This is a genomic window from Nocardia salmonicida (assembly GCF_036142455.1).
In the GTDB taxonomy this organism is placed as follows: Bacteria; Actinomycetota; Actinomycetes; order Mycobacteriales; family Mycobacteriaceae; genus Nocardia; species Nocardia salmonicida.
In genome coordinates, this window is sequence record NZ_CP108014.1 from 5,704,363 (window position 1) to 5,722,107 (window position 17,745).

Annotated in this window: 13 protein-coding genes; 4 read left to right on the forward strand and 9 right to left on the reverse strand. The window is 69.1% G+C overall.

Features of this window, described 5'->3' with window-relative positions; genetic code table 11:
- Window positions 1–147: 147 nt before the first annotated feature.
- The 5 genes from OHS03_RS26765 to OHS03_RS26785 all read right to left on the reverse strand — a co-directional run bounded on the left by OHS03_RS26765 (window position 148) and on the right by OHS03_RS26785 (window position 4,994).
- Entirely contained in the window at window positions 148–495 is a 348-nt protein-coding gene (locus OHS03_RS26765) for a heat shock protein transcriptional repressor HspR (protein ID WP_062991685.1), read from the reverse strand.
- 128 nt (window positions 496–623) lie between these two features.
- Window positions 624–1,820: a molecular chaperone DnaJ gene (dnaJ, locus tag OHS03_RS26770; RefSeq protein ID WP_056823483.1), complete on the reverse strand. Its 1,197-nt coding sequence runs from the start codon at window positions 1,818–1,820 to the stop codon at window positions 624–626.
- 24 nt (window positions 1,821–1,844) lie between these two features.
- Window positions 1,845–2,417 (reverse strand): nucleotide exchange factor GrpE, encoded by a 573-nt coding sequence (gene grpE, locus OHS03_RS26775; RefSeq protein ID WP_328657895.1) that lies wholly within the window; start codon window positions 2,415–2,417, stop codon window positions 1,845–1,847.
- Window positions 2,414–4,279 carry a molecular chaperone DnaK gene (dnaK, locus tag OHS03_RS26780; protein ID WP_056823486.1) on the reverse strand — a complete coding sequence of 622 codons (1,866 nt, stop codon included), beginning with the start codon at window positions 4,277–4,279 and terminating at the stop codon, window positions 2,414–2,416. The genes grpE and dnaK overlap by 4 nt, the downstream gene beginning before the upstream one ends.
- 250 nt (window positions 4,280–4,529) lie before the next feature.
- Window positions 4,530–4,994, reverse strand: a complete 465-nt coding sequence (locus OHS03_RS26785; protein WP_328657897.1) for a MarR family winged helix-turn-helix transcriptional regulator — start codon at window positions 4,992–4,994, stop codon at window positions 4,530–4,532.
- Between the two features lie 111 nt (window positions 4,995–5,105).
- Between OHS03_RS26785 and OHS03_RS26790 the strand changes: the two genes are divergently transcribed.
- Together OHS03_RS26790 and OHS03_RS26795 are read left to right on the forward strand one after the other, a co-directional pair.
- Window positions 5,106–6,797 carry an MFS transporter gene (locus OHS03_RS26790; protein ID WP_328657899.1) on the forward strand — a complete coding sequence of 564 codons (1,692 nt, stop codon included), beginning with the start codon at window positions 5,106–5,108 and terminating at the stop codon, window positions 6,795–6,797.
- 20 nt (window positions 6,798–6,817) lie between these two features.
- Complete coding sequence (locus tag OHS03_RS26795; protein WP_328657901.1) at window positions 6,818–7,120, forward strand: hypothetical protein; 303 nt, start codon at window positions 6,818–6,820, stop codon at window positions 7,118–7,120.
- Window positions 7,121–7,238: 118 nt separating this feature from the next.
- Here the strand turns inward: OHS03_RS26795 and OHS03_RS26800 are convergent, their stop codons facing one another.
- The 4 genes from OHS03_RS26800 to OHS03_RS26815 form a co-directional block, all read right to left on the reverse strand.
- Entirely contained in the window at window positions 7,239–7,439 is a 201-nt protein-coding gene (locus OHS03_RS26800) for a hypothetical protein (protein WP_131816846.1), read from the reverse strand.
- Window positions 7,440–7,512: 73 nt separating this feature from the next.
- A complete protein-coding gene (locus OHS03_RS26805; protein ID WP_328657904.1) occupies window positions 7,513–9,075 on the reverse strand; it encodes a dynamin family protein in 1,563 nt (520 codons plus the stop codon).
- The gene (locus tag OHS03_RS26810) at window positions 9,072–10,910 is read right to left on the reverse strand and encodes a dynamin family protein (protein WP_328657906.1); all 1,839 of its coding nucleotides are present in this window, start codon (window positions 10,908–10,910) and stop codon (window positions 9,072–9,074) included. The genes OHS03_RS26805 and OHS03_RS26810 overlap by 4 nt, the downstream gene beginning before the upstream one ends.
- Before the next feature lie 17 nt (window positions 10,911–10,927).
- Window positions 10,928–13,093 (reverse strand): IniB N-terminal domain-containing protein, encoded by a 2,166-nt coding sequence (locus OHS03_RS26815; RefSeq protein ID WP_328657907.1) that lies wholly within the window; start codon window positions 13,091–13,093, stop codon window positions 10,928–10,930.
- 293 nt (window positions 13,094–13,386) lie between these two features.
- Here OHS03_RS26815 and OHS03_RS26820 point away from each other — a divergent pair, with 293 nt between their 5' ends.
- Both OHS03_RS26820 and OHS03_RS26825 read left to right on the forward strand, forming a co-directional pair.
- Complete coding sequence (locus tag OHS03_RS26820) at window positions 13,387–15,207, forward strand: Hsp70 family protein (RefSeq protein WP_328657909.1); 1,821 nt, start codon at window positions 13,387–13,389, stop codon at window positions 15,205–15,207.
- The gene (locus tag OHS03_RS26825) at window positions 15,197–17,713 is read left to right on the forward strand and encodes a LuxR C-terminal-related transcriptional regulator (RefSeq protein WP_328657911.1); all 2,517 of its coding nucleotides are present in this window, start codon (window positions 15,197–15,199) and stop codon (window positions 17,711–17,713) included. The genes OHS03_RS26820 and OHS03_RS26825 overlap by 11 nt, the downstream gene beginning before the upstream one ends.
- Window positions 17,714–17,745 lie beyond the last annotated feature (32 nt).

Here is a 17,745-nt window from a genome sequence, read left to right on the forward strand (position 1 = left end):
CTACTTCCGATCAGCAAAATCATGAATAAGTGGGTTGCTGGAGAGTCACCAGCCGGTCGCCGGGGGTTGACCGGAGACCGACGAGCCCCCGGCTCGCCTCCACCACAGCGGAGGGGCGAACCGGAGGCTCGTCGGATCGAAGGCGGCTCAGCGACGATGCCGTGGCTGCCACACCACGAGCGCGGTACTGCGCGCCGGCGGCGACAGATCGGGCCGGTAGCCCGCCCGCAACCGCTCCATCTCCGCGCTCATCTCCTCGACGCGCTGCTGCAACGCCTCCACCTGATTGGTGAGTTCGATGATGCGCTTGATGCCGGCGAGGTTGACGCCCTCGTCCTGCGACAGGCGCTGCACTTCGCGCAGCACCTCGACATCGCGGGCCGAATAACGGCGTCCGCCACCCGATGTCCGTTGCGGGGTGACCAAACCCAGCCGGTCGTAGGTACGCAACGTCTGCGCGTGCATCCCCGCCAGTTGAGCCGCCACCGAGATCATGAAGAACTCGGCACGCGAGGTCGCACCCGAAACAGACTTCGGATCCGGGCTATCCGCGCCTCTTCCTACGCCCTCCGTGGTCACGCTGCGCTACCTCCTCCGGACGCTGAGCTCGATGTGCGGGGACATCAAGCACCCGCCCATCCCGCACGCGGTTCGAAGCCGCTGGCCTTCTCCGCCTCCTGATACCGCTTGAGCGCATCGGTGGCGTCGGAGTCGAGCGATTGCGGTACCGCGACCTTCACCGTGACCAGCAGGTCACCGGCGCCGCCCGCCGCACCGCGCTTGGGTACGCCACGACCACGAACTCGCAGGATACGCCCGTCGGCGGTGCCCGGGGGCACCTTCACGCCGACCCGGCCGTCGAGCGTCGGTACCGAAACTGTTGTCCCCAGTACCAATTCGCTGTAGCTCACCGGGAGCACCAGGGTGAGGTCGTCGCCCTGACGGCCGAAGACTTTGTCCTGGCTGACGTGCACGGTGACATACAGATCGCCCGAAGGCGCACCGCGCAGACCCGCCTCGCCCTGACCGGCCAGCCGGATCTTCTGACCATCGCTGACGCCCGGAGGAATCCGGACGGTGATGGTGCGGGTGCGGTTCTGGATACCGGTGCCCGAGCAGTCGGTGCACGGGTCGTCGATGATCGACCCGGTGCCGCGGCAGTCGTCACAGGGCTCGCTGAAACCGAACGCGCCCTGATTACGGCTGACCACGCCCGCGCCGTTGCAGTGCGGGCATACGCGCGGGCTGGTGCCCGGCTTGGCGCCGCTGCCGTGGCAGGTGGTGCACGGCGAGGGACTGGTCATCCGCAGCGGAACGGTGACGCCCTGGGCGGCCTCGCGGAAACCCAGGGTCGTCTCGGTCTCCACATCGGAGCCGCGACGCGGACGAGCCGCCGCCCGGCCGCCGCCGCCACCCCGGTTGAACAGCCCGCCCAGCAGATCGCCGAGCCCGCCGTCGCCCGCGGCGCCGGTGCCACCGGCCTGACCGAAGATGTCGCCGATGTTGAAGTCCTGCGAGAAGCCGCCGCCGGCACCGGGATTGAACCCGCCGCCGCCGTAGGCCCGTCCGCCACCGCCGCCGCCGGCGAACATGCGCCGCGTCTCGTCGTACTCCTTGCGCTTGGCAGGATCCGACAGCACCGCATTGGCTTCGCTCACGGTCTTGAACCGCTCCTCGGCCTTGGTGTCACCCGGGTTGGAATCCGGGTGCAGGTCGCGGGCGAGCTTGCGGTATGCCTTCTTGATCTCGTCCTGCGAGGCGCCGGAGGAGACACCCAGCTCCTTGTAGAAGTCCTTTTCGATCCACTCCCGTTGGCTCACCGGGCGTCTCCTCCTTTCGCGTTCTTATTGACTGTCGCCGGCATCCGGATCCGATGCCCCCGCGGTCTCGGCATCGGTTACCCCGACCAGCGCGTGCCGAAGCACCCGGTCGCCGAACCGATAGCCCTTGCGCATGACGATGCCGATCACCGGGTCGGCGCCCGAACCCTCGTGCTGCACTGCCTCGTGCAGCGTGGGGTCGAACGGGTCACCGGTGGAACCGAATTCGACGAGACCCTGCTTGGTGAGCGCGGTCTCGAGCTTGTCGGCGACGGACTTCAGCGGGCCGGAGTCGAGGTCGCCGTGCGCCCTCGCCCGATCCAGATCGTCCAGCACCGCGAGCAATTCGGTGACCACCGAGGCCTTGGCGGCATCGATGTTGGCCTGACGGTCGCGCTCGACGCGGCGGCGGTAGTTCGCGTATTCCGCGGTCAACCGCTGCAGGTCGGCGGTGCGCTCGGCCAGCTCGTCGTTCTCCGGCTCGACAACGTCGGCGTCGAGGGCGGAGTCCGCCGCGGCGGCCTCCGCGTTCTCGTCGTCGGTGTCTTCCAGAATGTCGTCGACCAACTCCTGCTCCGAGGAGTTCGCCTCGGTCACTTCTTGTCCGTGTCAACCGGCTCGTCCACGACCTCCGCGTCGACGACCTGATCGTCATCGGCCTGGCTGGGGCCCGCACCGTTGCCGGACTGCGCGTCGGCGGCGGCGGATGCCTCGTAGATCGCCTGGCCGAGGGCCTGCGACTCGGTGGCCAGCTTCTCCACGGCCGACTTCACCGCGGAGATATCGGTGCCCTCGAGTGCCTGCTTGGCCTCGGCGACCGCGTTCTCCACCTTCGCCAGCTGATCGGCGGAGACCTGTGCGCCACCCTCGCTCAGCTTCTGCTCGTTGATGAACTTCTCGGTCTGGTGCACCAGCGACTCGGCCTGGTTGCGGGTCTCGGCCTCTTCACGGCGCGCCTTGTCGTCGGCGGCGTGCGCCTCGGCGTCGGCGACCATGCGGTCGATCTCTTCCTTGGACAGACCGGAGCCGTCCTGGATCTTGATCTTGTTTTCCTTGCCGGTGCCCTTGTCCTTCGCGGTGACGTGCACGATGCCGTTGGCGTCGATGTCGAAGGTGACCTCGATCTGCGGCACGCCGCGCGGGGCCGGGGGCAGGCCGGTGAGCTCGAAGGAGCCCAGCAGCTTGTTGTGCGAGGCGATCTCGCGCTCACCCTGGAACACCTGGATCTGCACCGAAGGCTGGTTGTCGTCAGCGGTGGTGAAGGTTTCCGAGCGCTTGGTGGGGATGGTGGTGTTGCGCTCGATGAGCTTGGTCATCACGCCGCCCTTGGTCTCGATGCCCAGCGACAGCGGGGTGACATCGAGCAGCAGGACGTCCTTGACCTCGCCCTTGAGCACGCCGGCCTGCAGTGCGGCGCCGACGGCGACGACCTCGTCCGGGTTCACGCCCTTGTTGGGCTCACGGCCGCCGGTCAGTTCCTTGACCAGGTCGGACACGGCGGGCATACGGGTGGAGCCACCGACGAGCACGACGTGGTCGATATCGGCCACGTTCAGACCCGAGTCCTTGATCACGGACTGGAACGGCGCGCGGGTGCGATCCAGCAGATCAGAGGTGATCTTCTGGAACTCCGAGCGGGTGAGCTGCTCGTCGAGGAACAGCGGGTTCTTGTCCGCGTCGACGGTGATGTAGGGCAGGTTGATCGAGGTGCTCTGACCCGAGGACAGTTCGATCTTGGCCTTCTCTGCAGCCTCACGCAGACGCTGCATGGCCATCTTGTCCTTGGTCAGGTCGATGCCCGAGGACGCCTTGAACTTGTCGACCAGCCAGGAGACGACGCGCTCGTCCCAGTCGTCGCCACCGAGGTGGTTGTCACCGGAGGTCGCGCGGACCTCGACGACGCCCTCGCCGATTTCCAGCAGCGAGACGTCGAAGGTGCCGCCGCCGAGGTCGAAGACCAGGATGGTCTGCTCTTTGTCGCCCTTGTCCAGGCCGTACGCGAGCGCGGCCGCGGTGGGCTCGTTGACGATGCGCAGCACGTTGAGACCGGCGATCTGGCCGGCTTCCTTGGTGGCCTGACGCTGGGCGTCTTCGAAGTAGGCCGGGACGGTGATCACGGCGTCGGTGATCTCCTCGCCCAGATAGGCCTCGGCATCGCGCTTCAGCTTCATCAGCGTGCGCGCGGAGATCTCCTGCGGCGTGTACTTCTTGTCGTCGATCTCGACGTTCCAGTCGGTGCCGATGTGGCGCTTGACCGAGCGGATGGTGCGGTCGACGTTGGTGACCGCCTGGTTCTTCGCGGGCTGACCGACGAGAACCTCGCCGTTCTTCGCGAAGGCGACGATCGAGGGGGTGGTGCGCGAGCCTTCCGAGTTCGCGACGACGACCGGCTCGCCGCCTTCGAGCACGGCGACGACGGAGTTCGTGGTCCCGAGGTCGATTCCGACCGCACGAGCCATAGTGGTTTCCTCCTGTTTGACGTTCGGTTATTGCAACGCTGAGCGTAGTGGGCTCAATCCTGCCTTCGAGGTCCACCGTGAGTCAACCCGAAGTTGAGTCAGGTTCGCTCAGGTTGTTAATCGGCACAACCAGTAGCTGCGGCGATTCATTCCCGCCGCCCGAAAAAACTTCCCGACCCCGAGCCATTCTTGCCAGGAGTGCGCTCAACTGCAGCCGCTGATGCTGGATCGTGACGCGCCGGAGACGGAGTTATCGGGTGAGGCCGGGGTGGATGCCGGGACGAAGGCCGTTGCCTTCGGCGGTTCGGCGCAGGAGATCGAGGAAGACGGCACGATCCTCGGGAGCCAGCGGGGACAGGAGTTCGGCGTCGAGCTCGGCGACCCGCTGCTCGGCTTCGACCAGGAGGGCATGGGCGGCGGGCAGGAGATGGAGGGCGTGGGCACGGCGGTCGCTCGGGTGGCGACGACGCTCCACGAGGTTGCGCTTCTCCAGGTCGTCCACCAGGCCGACCATCACATTGCGATGGATCTCCAGCGCCTCGCCGAGCTCCTGCTGAGTGCGGCCGTCATGGGCACTCAGGAGTTTCAGCATGCCGAAGTGGCGCGGCTTGATGCCGAGCGGCGCCAGCAGATCACTGAAGCGGTAGGCGGTATGGAAGCCCAGTTGGCCGAGGAGGAATCCGGCGTGGGTCGACAGCTGCGTCGGGTCGGTCACACCCCTACGATACGCCGATTAACGCACCATTCATGATTGCCCTATTGATTGATAATCACCTGAGGTGCATAGTTTGAGAGGTCTCCACTCCCTACTCGAAGAGAGACCATCGTGACTACCTCCCCCACTCCCCCCGACGCCGATCCCCGGCGCTGGATCGCCTTCGCGGTGGTCCTGGCCGCCGGCTTCATGGATCTACTCGATGTGACCATCGTGAACGTGGCCGTGCCGAGCATTCGCAACGACCTGCACGCCGAATACTCACAGCTCGAATGGATCATCGCGGCCTACGTTCTCGCCTTCGCCGCGGTATTGATCACCGGCGGGCGACTCGGCGACATCTACGGTCGCAAACGCGTATTCCTCACCGGCATGGCCGGTTTCACGATCGCCTCGGCGGCCTGCGGGCTGGCCACCGATCCGACCGTGCTCATCGGCTCCCGCTTCGCCCAAGGCGCGATGGGGGCGCTGATGGTGCCGCAGATTCTGGCCATCATCCAGACGACGTTCCCGAAGGAGGAGCGGGCCAAGGCGATCGCCGTCTACAGCGGCGTCGGCGGGTCGGCCTCAGCGGTGGGTCTAGCGCTCGGCGGCGTCCTGGTGCAGGCCGACCTGTTCGGGCTGGCGTGGCGGCCGATCTTCTTGGTGAACATCCCGGTCGGCATCGCGGGCTTCATCGCGGCGTGGTTCGTGATGAGTGATTCGAAGTCGGCTACGCCGCCTCGACTGGACCCGGTCGGGATGGTGCTGGCGGTTTCGTCCGTACTGCTGCTGGTCTACCCGTTGACCGAAGGACGTCGACTCGACTGGCCCGCATGGGTTTTCGTCATGATCGCCGCGGCTCTCGCGATGTTCGTCGGGTTCCTGTTCTACGAGCGTGGGCTGGCTCGGACAGGGCGTTCGCCGTTGGTCGACCTCGGGCTCTTCCGGTCTCGGCCGTTCGCGGTCGGGGTGGGAACCTGGTTGCTGTTCTGGATCGCCATGGGCGGGTTCTTCCTGGTGTGGACGTTGTTCATGCAGGGTGGGCTCGGGTGGTCGCCGTTGCGGGCCGGGCTCACTGCGGCGCTGTTCGCGGTGGGAGCCGGTGTGGGAGCCGGTCTTTCGGTCGGAGTACTGGCCGCTCGGTACGGGCGGCGGGTGTTGATGATCGGGGCACTGGTGAATGCGGCGGGGTTCGCGCTGTACGGCGCGATGGGGGTGCGGTACGGAAGCGAGTTCACCTCGTGGCAGATGGCATTGCCGTTGCTGCTCACCGGCGCGGGATTCGGGATGGTGGTGGCGCCGACGCTGGATCTGCTGCTCGGGCAGGTACCGCAGCGCGAGGCCGGGTCGGCCTCCGGACTGCTGAACACGGGCCAGCAGTTGGGAACCGCGCTGGGCGTCGCGTTGGTCGGTGTGCTGTTCTTCACCGTGCTGGACCGGGATTCCGATCTCGGGGTGGCCGCCGTGACGCCCGATATCCGGGCGGAGCTGGCGCTCGAGGGAGTGCCGACAGAGGTCCAGGATCAGATCGTGGCCGGGTTCGCGGCGTGCGTGCACGATCGGTCGGCGGAGGATGATCCGGCCGTGACACCTGACAGTTGTCAGTCGAATCCTGTTGGCGAATCGGCGATCTCGCGGGTACTCGCCGAGGCGGGCACCGAGGCGAACGCGGTGAACTTCGCCGAGACGTTCCGGTACACGCTGTCCTACGGCGCCGGGATGCTGCTGGTGGTATGCCTCGGATTCTTGGCACTGCCGAAGGAGGCCAAGCTGGAACAACGCGTGCTCGAAGATGACGAGCCGGAAATCGTCACTGTATGAAACAGCAAGGACGGAAACTCATGTACACAGTTGATCTGCTTGCCGTCGGGCGCGGGCGCGAAGTCGTCGATGCCGCACTCGGCTATGTGGGCGAGCTCGGATTTCGCGCCCTCGGGTCGACCACCGACGACGAGGCACTCGCGATTATCGGGCGTGAGCGGGTTCGCGTGCTGGTGATCGGGGGTGGGGTCGAACCCGACTCCCGGAAGGTCTTGACGGCCGCGGCCGAGGAGCACGGCGCCACCGTCATCCAGGCGGAGCGGGCCGGGCGTGGGATCGAGCAGTACCTCGCGGAGGAGGTTGTGCCGAAGCTGGGTGAGTGATCAGCCCTACCGCACGCTCGACGAGCGCGTTGCCCCGAGAATTCGGGGCAACGATAGGGGTGCGAAACAGTTCGGTCCGGCACTAGTTTCGGGGTATGCGTGCATCGATGGGCAGAGTTCAGTGGAAGCGGGCGTTCGGCGGAGTGGCTGTGGTCGCCGCCTTGGCCGGGGGCGGGATGGTCTCGGCCGGGGGAAGCGCCGTGGCCGACAGCGGGGTCGCCATCGCCGATGATGGGTGCACGTTCTCCTCGGTCGGGGGGTCGTGCAGCGATCCGGGGCCGGTGGGAAATGCGTTGATCGCGGTTCGGGAGTTCGCCAAGAGCTTGGGGTACGGGACCGGAAGTTCTTCGGGGACTGCCTACTTCATCTGAGCGGCTCGTGATCCGCGGCGTTCACCGTGGCAGTTCGGCCAGGACTCCCTCGGCGCTGCGGGCCGCGGCGCGGCAGGCGGTAGCGGTCGATTGGTCGGCGAGTGGGTGGCCCGCTCGCGCCCGCCAAATACGGACGGCGGCGAAAGCCGTGGCGCGCAGGGAATTCGAGTCGGCCTCGGCGGGCAAGCCGAGGCGCAGGTGTGCCGCCACGCCCTCGCCGCCGAGAATGCGGTGCAGGTCGGCGAGTACCGCTGGCGGCAGAGGTAATTCGTCGGTGCGCAGGCGGCCGAGCAGTCGGAGTTCGGTGAAACCGTGTACGTCGGCGAGCCGCGCTCGCACGCGCGGGCGCAGGTCGTCGGCCTCGGTGCCGGGGTAGGCGGCCAGGATCCGGTCCAGCGTGCTCAGCGCCGAATGCGCCTTCAGTTCGTCGGCGCGCTGGCCGAATTGGACCTCCAGCACCGAACGCAGTTCGTCGATTCCGCTGCGGGCCGCCAATTCCGCTGCCAGCGAGGAAGAATCGCGAACTCCGAGGCGAATCAGCATGGTGGCCATGCGAATACCGAACAGGCCGAAGCGATCCACCAGCTGTGCGCGGAGTTCGGGAGCCACCGGCAGCGCGATGTCGGCGCGGGCGAATCGGTCTGCCGAGAGCAACGCGATCCCGAGGTCTTCCGCGGGCACCGTGGACAACGCCTCGAACGCCGCGAACTCCGGCTGCCGCAGCGTCGAAGCGGCGAACGCCAGTAGGCCCGCCACCGGAATCACCGCCTGGCACAAACCGGTTCGTTCCAGCTCACCGGCGAACCTGGCGGCCACATCGCGAGCCGAATGCAACGCGTCGATGCGGCCGGAACCGATCTCGTCGGCGCGCGACACCACCCCGATCACACCGAGAGGGCCCGCACCACCGGCGCCTGCCCCGATCTGCTCGAGGAAACTCACATCGGTGGCGTCGAGACGGCGCAGCAGATACACCACGGCATCGGCCCCCGGCACCGAGATCGGAGCGCCGCCCACTCGCGGATCACTCCCGGTATCAGTGGGAGTGAGCAATCGTGCGGTACGCAGCGACACCTCGCGCGAGAGCGACGACGTGCCGGGGGTGTCGATGATCGTGGTCTGTGACAACGCGGCCGAGGGCCAGCCGACCTCGAGATGGTCCACCTCGCGGGGACCGCGCGCGTCCCAGCGCAAACCGTTCAGGTCGAAGGTCAGGCCGTGCGCGCCACTTCCGCGGCGCACGATCACATTCGCGCGCGAGCCGTCGGCGGCGTGCGCGGTGACCGTGGGGGTCGCGCCGTCGCGATACCAGGTGACGACGCGGGTGCACTCGGTGGCATCGGTCGGGGCGACGGCCTGGCCCACCAGCGCGTTCAGCAACGTCGACTTGCCCGCCTTGATCGAACCGGCCAACGCGACGCGCAGCGGCTCACGCAATCGGTAGTCGCATTCGGCCAGCAGCGTGCGCGCGTACTCGTCGCGAGCGAATGCCCGCGCCGCCGCGCCGACCAACTCGTGCGCCTCGGTCAGGATCCTCGGTGTGGTCCGGTCGCCGGGCGCGGCGGTGTCGAAACGGTGGGTCACCCAGATACCGTACCGTCGGCCCGTCTCGGTTCGATCTGCATCGATTCCGCGTAACGCCGCAGCTCGGCGACCGCGTGCAGTTGGCGTTCCAGCACGATGGTGCGCTCGGCGCGGTGCGCGGCGGCCATCGCCGCCGCTTCCTGTGCTGCTCGCAGGGACGCGTCGATCGAGCGCAGACTGCGTTCGGCCACGCCGGCGAAGTGGTCGCGCAGGGCGCGGTGGATGCGGTGCAGCCGGTCTTTGGTGTCCTTGGCCGCCTGGAACGCCACGTCGTCGAGAAACCGGCGAACCTCCCCGTTGGCCTCGACGCGGCGCCGCGCCAGTCGGGCCGACTTGTCGTCGCGATAGGCCTTGCCGCCGACGATCAGACCCGCGCCGAGGGAGATCGGGTTGAGCATGGCCAGGCCGGCGAAGGTCGTGGCCAGACCGATCATCAGCACGCCGCCGTAGGAGCCGCGCATACCGACGAGCACCTTGCTCGTGAAACCGATATCCGGCTCGAGATCGGCCAGGGAGCCGGAGCTCACCAGGCCGCTCTCTTCGTCCATCTCAGCGTGCACCTGCGGCAGCTCGACCGCGCCGACCTCCCTGAAGTGGTCGGCGATCCGTTCGGCGAGCAGTTCTGTTCTGTGATGGGTCAGTACCAGGTTGTCGCCGAGCGCGGTGTCCACGGAGCCGGTGAGCCATTCGGTGATCGCACCCCAATGCCTGCCCGGATCGTTCTCGTCGATCCACTCCTGGCCGGTGCGGGCGATACCGCGCAGGCGGTCGCGCAGGTCGTGGTCGACATCGCCGACGAGGTCGGTGATGCCGTCGGCGAGGGTCTGCTGCCAGCTCGCGGTGCGCCGCTGCAGGTCCTCGGCGGCCGCGCGCGCCGACTGCAGCTCGCTGACCGCCGCCGTGCCGCTTGCCGGATCGCGCAGCGCGACCAGTTCGCTGCCCAGCGCCAGCGCCAGATGCTCTGCTGCCGAAGACAATTCGCGAGCCACTGCCTGCCGCGCGACCGCCTGGTCGCGGGCGACGACCCGATCGCGCAGAAAACCGAACAGCGCGCCGAATCCGGATTCCAGGCCGAGCTGCGCGTCCTGCAGACGCAGGGCGTGCGCGCGCAGCAGCGCCGACACCGGGATCAACGCGACCTCGGCTTGCGCGCGCGTCAGATGGGCGCGGTCGGCCTCTAGCACCTGACGCCAGTGCGGATACAGATCCGTCTTGGTGAGCAGGACCGCGACCGCGGGACACATTTCGCGGATCTGCCGGACGAAGGTGAGCTCGGGTTCGGTGAGCTCGGTGGAGGCGTCGGAGAGCACGAGCACCGCGTCGGCCGCCGCGGCGAGGCTGAGTACACCCGCGGCGCAGACACTTCCGTGTCCGCCGACGCCGGGGGTATCGATCAGGACGATGCCGTCGGCGAGCAGCTGAATCGGCAGCTCGGCCTCGATTCGGACGATCTGTCGGCCCTGTGCCAGCGGGCTGCGGGCATCGACGGCGCCGATCTCGTCGAACGGGATCTCCACCCGCGATTCGTCGGTTCCCGGCGCGGTGAGCACCAGGTACGCCCGCTGCTGCTCACCGTAGGACAGCTGCAAGGGGAGCACGGTGGTCGCGTCGTCGCCGACCCGGCACACATCCATCCCGAGCAGTGCGTTCACGAACCGGCTCTTGCCCTGACCGAGCTGACCGGTGACGACGATCCGGTGCCGCGGGTCTCGCACCCGCTCGGTCACCTTCTCCAAGCGTGCGACCAGGTCGTCGCGGCCCGCGGCATGGGCCGCCGCGACGGTGTCGGACAACACCGTCGTCAGCGGCACCGCGTTCGGTGCGAGAACAGTCATCGCATCGCCCGTTTCGCTCAGTGGAACAGTCCGTCGGTGTGCACTTCGGGCCCGTGGTCGGTGACGGTGCTCGATTCACCGAACAGCGACGTCTCGGTCCCGCCGAGGTCGGAACCGTGCAGGCCGGAACCGAACGCGCTCGATACGTCGACCGCGGACCAGGTGTCGGCCGCGGTGGTGACCGAGCCCTGCGTCGTCGCACCGACCGTGCCGGAAGCATCGGCCTGGGTTGTCGAGGTCGCCGTGGTCTGGCCGGAGAGGCCGCCGACCGCGGCGGTGCTGCCCTGTGCCGTGCCGTCGACGGCGGAGGTGAAGCCGCCCGCGAGCTGGGTGCTGCCGGACAATCCCGCGTCGCCGAAGCCGCCGAGGCCGGTCTCGAGGCCGGTTCCTGTTTCGGTGCCGCCGGTCGCGGAACCTGTCAGCCCGATGCCGGTTTCCGCGGCACCGGTCAGCCCTGTATGCGCACTGCCGACAGCGGAGCCCGCGAGCCCGGCGCCTACGTCGGCGGCACCGTTCAGACCCGCCTGCGCACCACCGGTCGCCGATCCGGCCAGACCCACACCCGACTCGACGAGACCGCCGAGGCCCGCCTGCGCACCGCCGGTCGCGGAGCCGGCCAGACCCACACCGGACTCGACGGCACCGTTCAACCCTGCCTGTGCACCCGAGGTGACAGCGCCGGACATGTCGGTGCCGAGAGTCGTCGCGGTATCGAGACCGCCCTGCAGGCCGGTGGTCAGGCCGATGCCTGTCGTGGTGGACAGCGCTGATTCCAAGCCGGTCGTGACCTGCCCCGAGCCGCCGCCGAGGAGCGACCCGTCGATACCCGACTCACCACTCGCACCGCCGGTGAGGCCGCCGATCAGACCCGTGCCCGCCGATGCGGCGCCACCGAGCCCGGTTTCCAGGCCGGTGCCGAGCTCCGCGCCGACCACACCGTCGAGACCCGTGATCGCCGTGGTGGTCGCGGCGGCTCCGAGCCCGCCCGCAGCCTGCGCCCCCGCGTTGGCTACCGCGCCGAGCCCGCCGTTGACTTCTGCCCCGAGCCCACCGACAGCGGTGCTCGCCCCGCTCAGCCCGGCTTCGAGGCCACCGCCCAGACCGGTAGCGACATCGCCACCCGCGGTCACTGCCCCATTCACCGCACCGTCGAGATCGGCACCCACCGCGCCGTTCAGCGCACCGCCGAGACCGGCACCCGCACCGACCGCACCATCGAGACCGGCCGCGAGATCCGCACCAGCACCGGCCGCACCGGACAGCACGCCACCCAGACCGACACCGGCACCGGCCGCGCCACCCAGCGCAGCGTTCAACCCGGTCTCCAGATCGGCACCCGCGCCGACGGCGCCGGTCAGCGCACTGTCCAGCCCAACACCCGCACCCGCCGCACCGTTCACTACACCGCCGAGGCCGGCGGCAACATCGCCCCCGACGCCGACCACACCACCAAGGCCGGCAGCCAGGTCGCCACCGACGCCGACAGCACCGTTCAGGGCGCCACCGACGCCAGCGGCCAGATCGCCACCCAGGCCGACCGCGCCATTCACGGCACCACCGAGACCAGCAGCCAAGTCGCCACCTGCGCCGACCGCACCGTTCAGAGCTCCATTGAGACCGGCGGCCAGGTCAGCACCTGCACCGACCGCACCGTTCAAGGCACCACCGACGCCACCAGCAAGATCGCCACCCAGGCCGACCGCGCCGTTCAAAGCTCCGTTGAGGCCGGCGGTCACACCGGCGGCCAGGTCGGCGCCGAGGTCGGCGTTCACGTCCACGTTCGCGCCGGTGACAGCGTTCAGGGCGACGTCGAGGCCGGCTCCCACCTGGGCGGCGGCGTCGGCGACTACCGAGGCCACGGCGCCGAGGCCCACGTCGAGGCCGAGGTCGAGTTCGGCGTCGGCTGCCGCGGCCGCGGTGACAGCGGCGGCCGCCGTCGCGGTGGACGCGAGAACCGCGCTCGTGCTCGCCGCGGCGCCCGCTGCCACGATCGCCTGCAACTGGGAGCCACCACTGACCAGCGCGGATTCGGCCACCATGGGCGCTACCGCGGAAATGTCCTCCGGGGTCACCGCCAGGCCTGCCACGCTCAGCGCATGGCACGGGTTGGCGCAATAACTGGCCGCGGCATCGGGGTCGCGCAGCAGATTGAGGATGAACTCCAGAATCGCGTTCGGTGTCATCGAGATCAGCTCCTCCAGATCATGGGCGGTGATGCCCGATCTGTTTGTCGTTGGAATGTCTTTCACGCTAGGCGGGCACGTCGTTACAGGTAACGGGGCGAATACCTAGTTCCCACCGAACGCACCCCATTAGGGGCCGACGCGGATTAGGGGAATTTCCCCATACTTCCCCCACCGCAGGTAACAGCTGCCCCCTAGCAACCGACAGATCGGATGGGACGCCCGCCCTCGGCGATCTCGCTCTACCCAAGCGTTTACCGGTCCACCGGAAGTCCTGCGAACGGGGTTGTCCAATGACAGAGCGTCTGGCGCTCGGCACCACTGTCGGAGCGGTGAATTCGGCTGCCGCGGCCACGACAGGCGACGTGGCCGGGGCCACCGTTCTCACTCACCGCAGCGCGCTGCGGCTCGGCACCGACGGATCGGTGAGCTTCGCCGACACGACCGGCCACCATCGCGGAGTAGTAATCGACGATTACTTGTCCAGAGTCGGCGATCCGGTGGACCTGCTGGCAGCGGATGGTTCCACCCACGACGCAGCCGATTTGTTCGCCGCCGCGACCCGCGCGCTGACAGCCGAACTCCGCTCCGCCGCCGCCGAATCCGACGACGCGGCGACCACCGTCGCGTGTTACCCGGCATGGTGGCCCGAGGTCACCGTCGAGGCCGCCAGGTCGGCACTCGCGCGCTCGGGCCTGCCCGAGGTGACGCTGGTGCCCGAGCCGCTGGCCGCGGTGCGCCGATACGAGATCGAGAACGGGCCGCTCGACGACGGCGCGCTGGTCGTCTACGACCTCGGCGCGAGCGGATCGACGGTGACGGTCCTGCGCACGGGCGAGCAGGCCGGACTCCTCGGTACGCCGGTGCACAGCACCGCGATCGCCGGTTCCGAATTCGATCTGCTGACGATGCGCTATGTGCTGGCAAATGCCCTGGGTGGAAACGACATCGATCCATTCGATCCGGTTGTCGAAGCGGAATTGTCGGCATTGCGCGAGCGCTGCAGAATTGCGAAGGAAGAACTGTCGAGGAATACCGCGACGGCGATTCCGGTCGGGATGCTCAGCCCCTCCGTGCACACCGAACAGGTGCGGCTGACCCGGGGCGAACTCGAGGATCTGCTGCGTCCGACCCTGCTCGGCTCGATGAGCCTGCTCCAGGACGCGGTCCGCCGTGCCGACCTCACCCTCGGCGATGTCGGTCGGGTGCTGCTCACCGGTGGCGGTGGCGCGATTCCCCTGGTAGCCGAGCTGATCTCCACCGAATTCGGCCTGCCGGTGATCGCGTGTGCCGACCCCACGACCTGCACGGCACTCGGCGCGGCCGAGATCGCCCTCGATATCGCCGCGATCAGCCTGCCCACCGCGGCCATCCCGGCCGTGGCGGTGGCATCGTCGTCGGTGGCGGTGGCCCCGGCCGTCGAGGTGCTCGCACTGCCACCAGCGGAACCGGTTCGAACCAAGATGTTCACAGCCAAACGCTCGGCGATCGTCGCGGCCGCGGCCTTGACCATGGCCGCGCTGGCGACCGGCACCCTCGCGCTCGGTGGCGCCACTCAGTTCTCACCCACCGGACCCGCCGCGACCAGCAACGCTCCACTGGTTCCCGGCGCACCCGCGTCAACCAGCGCGGGCGGCACGGCCGGGACAGCGAATACCACGAACTCCGGCGTCACCGACCCGGCTTTGCCAGGCGCGACCGGCACCGCGACGCCGTCGGGCGTGATCCCGGTCGGCACGACCGACGCCGGCGTTCCTGGCGGCACGCCCGCTGCGGGAACTCCGGCGCCTGCCGGTGGCGCCCCCGCCGCCGGAACACCAGCGACCGCAACACCGGAGACCGCTGGTCAACCAGGTCCCGCCGCGCAGCAACCGGCGCAGGCGCCGCCCGCCGGGCAGGCCCCGGCACCTGCCCCTGCGCCCGCGCCGGGACCGGGACCCGCTCCAGCACCTGCCCCCGCTCCGGCGCCCGCGCCCGCCCCGACCAAGCCGCAGGTTCCGACCATCCAGGTCGATCCCGGCGCTCTACTCGACGACGTAGGCGGCGCGGTCGGCGAGACCCTCGAATCGGGAACGCAACTGCCGGGCCGGGTCCTCGGAGGAAATGGTGGCTGAGATCGCTCACGACACTTTCCCGAACGCCCGAACCGTTTTCCGCGCACTCGACACCGCCGACGAGCAGACCGTGCTGCTGTTGATCCGCGGCCGAGCGGGCACCGGAAAATCGTTCCTGCTCAACGCCGTCCGAGCGCATCTACGTGGCCGCGGCATTCCGATGGTCGACTCCACGGCCGATCAGGTCGAAACCGAGATTCGCGACCGGGCAGTGCTCGTCGCCGACAATATCCATCGCTACAGCGACGCCGAGCTTCGCGCACTCTGCGCCGCCATCGAGACCGGACAACGCTCCGTTGTGCTGACCACCCAGCCGCGCCCACACGATCCCCGGCTGCGCGCGCTGGCCGACGCGGTGGCGCGCAACGGCCGCACGGTGGATCTGCGCGCACTGGGTAGCGCCCACATCACCTCGTTCGCCAGGGAACTCGGCGTGGCCGTGTCCCAGCCGCTCGCTTCGCACATCCATCAGCTGACCGCGGGGATTCCCGGCGGTGTCGTCGCGGCGCTGATGGGCGCCCGTTCGGCCTCGCTCGAGACCTGCGAGACAGCGGTGAACGAGTCCGTCACCGCCTGGACGCGGTCGCTGCTGGAAGCGGTCGAACCCGAGCTGCTCGAAACGCTGGTCATCGCGGCGACCGGAACCGGTTTGGACGCGACAGAACTCACCGAGGTGCTCGGCGTCGACACCGCCACCGCGCACGAGCTGATCGACCGTGCCAGAGCGGGCGCCCTGGTCACCGATGCCGACCTACTCCTCTCACCCGCCGTCGCTCCGCTGCGGACGCTGCTCGGCGATCGCCGCTATGTCGACGTACAACGCAGGCTGCTCACCGCGCGCCTCGACGCCGGCCTGCTCCGCGACCGCACGGCGCTGATCCTGGCCGAGTCCGGCGTGGTCGATGCCCGGCTCGCGGAGTTCCTCTGCCGCACTGCGGAGAAGTCGGACGAGGCTCCCCGCTGCTACGCGGCCGCGGCCGCGGCGGGCGCCGCGGTCGAGACGATCGCGGTGCGCTGGGCCGAGGCCGCCGCGCACGCGGGCGACACCGACACCGCCCTCCGCCTGGCCGAACCGCTGCTGACCGCACAGCACATCCCCGGAACCGAACTCGTCGCTGCGGTGCGAATCTGCGCGGGCGTGCTCACCCGTCGGGGCCTGGTGAGCCGCGCGGCGGGACTGTACAACTGGCTCGGACCGGAGCGAGTCGGCGCCGACTGGGCACCTGCGGCCATGGTCCTCAACCTGGCCGGTGACCAGGCCGCCGCCGCGCGCATGTCGGTCTCCGCACAGCACTGGCCGCCGACCGAGGCCGACGCCGGGGCTCGGCTGATCGCGGGCGCGCTCGACGAATCGCTCGACCCGCACGGCGCGGGCACGGCCGCGGCGATCTCCGCGCTGATCCAAGCGGGCAACACCGACACCGGCGACGATCGCTACCTGCCCTGCTCGGCCGTCTCGATCGCCACCCTGCTCTGCCTCGGCAGCGGCGAGCCGCGCCGCGCCGGTGACGCGCTGCGCCGGGCGGCCGGCATGGGCGGTAGCCGACAGCTTCCGGTGCTCACCGCGTGGACCGCGCTGCTCGGCGGCGACGAACGCCGCGCCGCGAGCACCCTCGCCGACATCGACATTCGCACCCTCGCGCCACGCGATCAGCTTCTCGCCCACGCCCTGACCGTGGGCCTTGCCCGCCGCGGCGGCGACCACGCCGCCCTGGCGCACGCGTGGCAGGCGGCCTGCCCCCTCTTCGACGAGCTGGAAGCCGACCTGTTGAGCCTGTTGCCGATCGGCGAACTGTGGCTGGCAGGCATCCGCATGGGAGATGTGCGCCGGATCGAACCGCTCGTCGACGCCGCGCGGGCGCTGGTCCGCAAGCTCGGCCGCGCCCCCGCCTGGACCAATTCCTTCCACTGGTACGGGGTACAGGCCGCGCTGGCCGACGAGTCACCTCGCGCGCTGCTGCCTCACGCCCATGCACTCAAAACGGCGGCGGAAGCGGGTGACCGGCAGGCCGCAGTGCTCGCCGACGCCGGGCGCACCTGGTTGCTCGTGCTGCGCGGACAGGTGGCCGCGGCCGACGTGCAGGCCGCGGTGTCGGCACTGGCCGAACTCGGACTCACCTGGGACGCCGCCCGACTGGCCAGCGAGGCCGCTCTCGCGGCAGGTGATTCGACGACCGCGACGGCCTTGCTCAAACTCGCGCGGTCGGTGCGCACCCAGTCCCAGCCGGTCGAGCCCCCACGACCGACCGCACAACCGCTGCCGCAGGTAACCGCGGGTCTCACGCCGCTGACCAGCGAGTCCAGCGCACTGAGCGACCGTGAACGCGAGGTGGCCGAACTGGTACTGCTCGGTCTGACCTATCGCGAGATCGGCGCGAGGCTGTACATTTCCGCGAAGACCGTCGAGCATCACGTCGCGCGAATCCGTCGTCGAATAGGCGCGCGCTCACGATCGGAATTACTGTCAATGCTGCGCGCGATGGGACACGGCCAACTGCTGGTGTGACTCGCGCGGACGATCTATGCCGAAGTGAGGGG

What these genes read in the sequence shown, in the direction of transcription:
- OHS03_RS26765 (WP_062991685.1), bottom strand. Translation starts at nt 495, where the DNA reads ATGATCTCGGTGGCGGCTCAACTGGCGGGGATGCACGCGCAGACGTTG.
- OHS03_RS26820 (WP_328657909.1), top strand. Translation starts at nt 13,387, where the DNA reads ATGACAGAGCGTCTGGCGCTCGGCACCACTGTCGGAGCGGTGAATTCG.
- OHS03_RS26825 (WP_328657911.1), top strand. Translation starts at nt 15,197, where the DNA reads ATGGTGGCTGAGATCGCTCACGACACTTTCCCGAACGCCCGAACCGTT.
- OHS03_RS26815 (WP_328657907.1), bottom strand. Translation starts at nt 13,093, where the DNA reads ATGACACCGAACGCGATTCTGGAGTTCATCCTCAATCTGCTGCGCGAC.
- OHS03_RS26810 (WP_328657906.1), bottom strand. Translation starts at nt 10,910, where the DNA reads ATGACTGTTCTCGCACCGAACGCGGTGCCGCTGACGACGGTGTTGTCC.
- dnaK (WP_056823486.1), bottom strand. Translation starts at nt 4,279, where the DNA reads ATGGCTCGTGCGGTCGGAATCGACCTCGGGACCACGAACTCCGTCGTC.
- OHS03_RS26795 (WP_328657901.1), top strand. Translation starts at nt 6,818, where the DNA reads ATGTACACAGTTGATCTGCTTGCCGTCGGGCGCGGGCGCGAAGTCGTC.